This window comes from Bacteroidota bacterium (assembly GCA_034723125.1).
GTDB lineage: Bacteria > Bacteroidota > Bacteroidia > CAILMK01 > JAAYUY01 > JAYEOP01.
The window spans coordinates 1-3,393 of sequence record JAYEOP010000216.1; the positions used below are offsets into that span (position 1 = coordinate 1).

The 3,393-nt window shown below is 29.8% G+C and carries 4 protein-coding genes; all 4 read right to left on the reverse strand.

What is annotated here, in order from left to right; genetic code table 11:
- Positions 1-550: 550 nt before the first annotated feature.
- The gene (locus tag U9R42_06165) at positions 551-1,477 is read right to left on the reverse strand and encodes an Rpn family recombination-promoting nuclease/putative transposase (GenBank protein ID MEA3495605.1); all 927 of its coding nucleotides are present in this window, start codon (positions 1,475-1,477) and stop codon (positions 551-553) included.
- A gap of 473 nt (positions 1,478-1,950) precedes the next feature.
- Positions 1,951-2,124, reverse strand: a complete 174-nt coding sequence (locus U9R42_06170; protein ID MEA3495606.1) for a hypothetical protein — start codon at positions 2,122-2,124, stop codon at positions 1,951-1,953.
- Positions 2,105-2,569 carry a PIN domain protein gene (locus U9R42_06175; protein ID MEA3495607.1) on the reverse strand — a complete coding sequence of 155 codons (465 nt, stop codon included), beginning with the start codon at positions 2,567-2,569 and terminating at the stop codon, positions 2,105-2,107. Before U9R42_06175 ends, U9R42_06170 begins: the two co-directional genes overlap by 20 nt.
- Before the next feature lie 444 nt (positions 2,570-3,013).
- A partial coding sequence (locus U9R42_06180) for an enoyl-CoA hydratase-related protein (GenBank protein MEA3495608.1) occupies positions 3,014-3,393 on the reverse strand: 380 nt, incomplete at its 5' end.

Consider the following 3,393-nt stretch of genomic DNA (forward strand, 5'->3'; position numbering starts at 1 on the left):
TGGTTTTCCAAATCTCTTTTCTGTATTAATTTCTATATATTCGTTAAATCGTATCATATTGCAAAGGTAATTAATTATTTTCGATGTGATATTTTGTTTTTTTTAGTATAAAGCCTAACGGCAGTCTATCTAATAACCCTAACCACCGATTAAATTTTTGTCAAATATAAAGCTATTTCTGCTTTGCTCAAAAAATAATTTGCTTTTTTTAGGTTACGTTTTTTTTAATTGCTTCTTTTAGTGATGTTGGAAAAATATATGACTGTCTTCTGTCTTTTCCTTGTATAAATTTCATAGTATAAAAATAGAAATTATTCCTTTGGTGGCAAATTATTTTTATCTACAAATTGTTAATTTTTTTAGACAGACTGACGGATGGGGCTATGAAAATGTAGGCGATTGCGAAGTACAAATTTTCAACTTACTTTGGTTTCGCCCGCCTGTCGAACCTTGGCAGGCAGGCTCAACAATGCACATAAAAACCATAGGTGGCCATGCACTATGGGTTTTTATATGCTTAGGTGTTATGTGCTTTTTCCAATTCTTACTGTCAAATTGTTTCAAGTTCTAATTGATATTCTTTCAATGTTCGTAAATATTCAATTTGTTTTTCATTTAAACCCGTAAGTTTAATGATTTCTTTATTCGTGTAATTTTCCTGTATCATTGAAAATGCAACCTTTCTTATTCCTTTTTCAATTCCGCTTGTTTCTAATCTCATTGCCGTTGAAACAAATTTCTTTTCTGCTTTTTGTGATATTGTTTTCATGTTTTCTGCATATTTTTTGGCATCAATTCCTGTTGCATAGAGCAAATATGCTACTATGGTCTCAAAAAATTGCTCGCCTCGTTCGGTTTGTAATAATTGATTTAAATTAGCAAATATTTTATTGGTTTCTTGTAATATTTTTTGTTCATTAAAGATGTTTTTCATTACAAGTATGCCAATTTGCAATTGCAAACTTTCAAAAAGATTTATAATCTCTTCGTTTGTAAATTTCGATGTATCAATTAATTGATAGTCAAATTTTGGGATAAAGTTTTGCAATGTGTCATCCAATCCTTTAAAATAAGTATCAAAGGGTTTGTTTGTCCACTTACTTTTTCCGTGATAAAAAATTATCGGTATAATTAGGGTTAATTCTTGGTTTTGTTTGATTTGTATTTCCCAAACTTTCAGCATATACCCAAGTAGTTGAAAATGAGGAAATTTTTCAGGGTTACTTTTGTGCTCAAAAAGTAGTGATATTTTTATGTCAGTATTATTTCCGTATTTGCAATTATAGACTAAATCAGAATAAGTTGTTCGAAGCTTGCTGTCCACATATTCGGTTTGGTCAAGTTCTAATGTTTCTAATTGTAAATTTTTAGTAATTTCAGTCGGGAAAGTTTTTGTTACAAATTCTTTTATCTCATTTTTTTCCGAAAACAAGTTTTTAAAAAATCTGTCGTATGATTGTATTATTTTTTTATCCATTTTTCCTTTGTTAGATATCTGATACAAAGATACGACAAAATGAATTGTAAATCAATTTTTCAAGGTTTTAGTTTTATCGGTATAGCTTCTGTCTAATTGTACATAACGGCAGTCTGTCTAATAACCCTAACCACCGATTATTTTTTTGTCAAATATAAAGCTATTTTTGTTTTGCTCAAAAATTATTTGATTTTTTTAGTTTGTGTCTTTCTAATTGCTTCTTTTAGTGATGTTGGAAAAATATATGCCTGTCTTCTGTCTTTTCCTTGTATAGGGAGGTTCTATAAATTTCATTTATAAAAATAGAAATTATTCCTTTGGTGGCAAATTATTTTTATCTACAAATTGTTGATTTTTTTAGACAGTCTGACGGCTGAGGCTATGAATAGTTGCCGATTTCGAAGCATTAATCTTTCAATTTACGATGAACTTAATACGAGCTACGATGCTTGAATTTATAACTGTCTCGGCAATTATTTATTAGCCTTTGTTATGGGCTTTTTTTCTTTTCTTTTGAGTTCTTTTAAGCGTTTTTTTAAGTATGCTTTTTGTTCTTCAAAACTCATATCAATTATATCCAAGCTAAATTTGTCGCGAATTTCACGCATTAATTTAACTACACCAGGTTTATTTATTGTTTCTTCCATAATCAAATATTTCTTTTGGTGTTCTTATTTCTATCATTTTATACCCTTCTCGAATATTTATTGAGTTATATCCACGAATTCGTTCTAAATTTACAATGTGTTTAAAGTTCCAACTTGCCAAAACGTCAACGATGTTGATTGTTGCTAGGGCGATATGTTGACAATCTGCAAGACTTGTTTTCCCCACAACTTTTTCTTCAATATATTTTTCCGCTAAATTTTTAACTTCAATTGTCAATTCAACTTTATTTAAGTTTTGTAAACTTTCATAAAATTCAATAATAAATTCAGGTGCCCTATAAATTTCTAATTCAAGAGTTTCTGACACAACTATCTCTACTTTGTTTGAAATTAATTTTTCAAAGAATGGAATTGTATCACGGCTAAATTCAGTATCAAAATATCCGCCAAATACAGAAGTGTCTATATATATTCGCTTAATCATAATGTAAAATTACTATTTAATTTATTAAACTTCATATATTGAAGTTTTTTTATGCAAAGTTTTTTCAACTTGTACAAATGTTAGTGTTCTGTTAAATTGCCCATAACATTTGAATAAACGGAACTTCCGTTTATTTCCATTATGTTCAGATACACTCAAAAACCTATAATTCCATATCATCCAATGGATTAACGATGTCGTCTGCCTGTGCGTAACACGCAGACAGGTCAAGCCCTTTGCTAGTAATATGAGCGTAAATCTTTGTTGCTTTACTTGATTCATGTTCTAATAAAATTGAATGTATCTTAAATCCATTTGCAAATGTAATATTTTTTTTAATAGCAAGCTATTTTTGTTTTTTTTTCAACCTCAGTATATTATTTCTGATATCATAAATTTATTTCCTCATTGTCAGTAGTCTATCGCTTAGCTATGTCTTGGGTTCTACGGAAATTTAGGAAATTTTGAAAAATCAGGGTTTCGTTTTTCAAGGAAAGCATTTTTACCTTCTTTTGCTTCATCAGAAAGATAATAAAGTAATGTAGCATTTCCTGCAAGTTCTTGAATACCTGCTTGTCCGTCAAGCTCTGCATTAAAAGCAGATTTTAAAAGACGAATTGCCAGAGGACTTTTCCTTTGTATTTTTTTACACCATTCTACTGTTGTTTTTTCCAAATCTTCAAGAGGAACAACTTTATTTATCAAACCCATATCAAGTGCTTCTTCGGCATTGTACTGATCACATAAAAACCAAATTTCCCTTGCTTTTTTTTGTCCTACTATTCGTGCAAGATACGAAGCACCAAATCCACCGTCAAAGCTAC

Coding starts and splice junctions, on each gene's coding strand:
- U9R42_06165 (MEA3495605.1), bottom strand. CDS start 1,477: ATGGATAAAAAAATAATACAATCATACGACAGATTTTTTAAAAACTTG.
- U9R42_06170 (MEA3495606.1), bottom strand. CDS start 2,124: ATGGAAGAAACAATAAATAAACCTGGTGTAGTTAAATTAATGCGTGAA.
- U9R42_06175 (MEA3495607.1), bottom strand. CDS start 2,569: ATGATTAAGCGAATATATATAGACACTTCTGTATTTGGCGGATATTTT.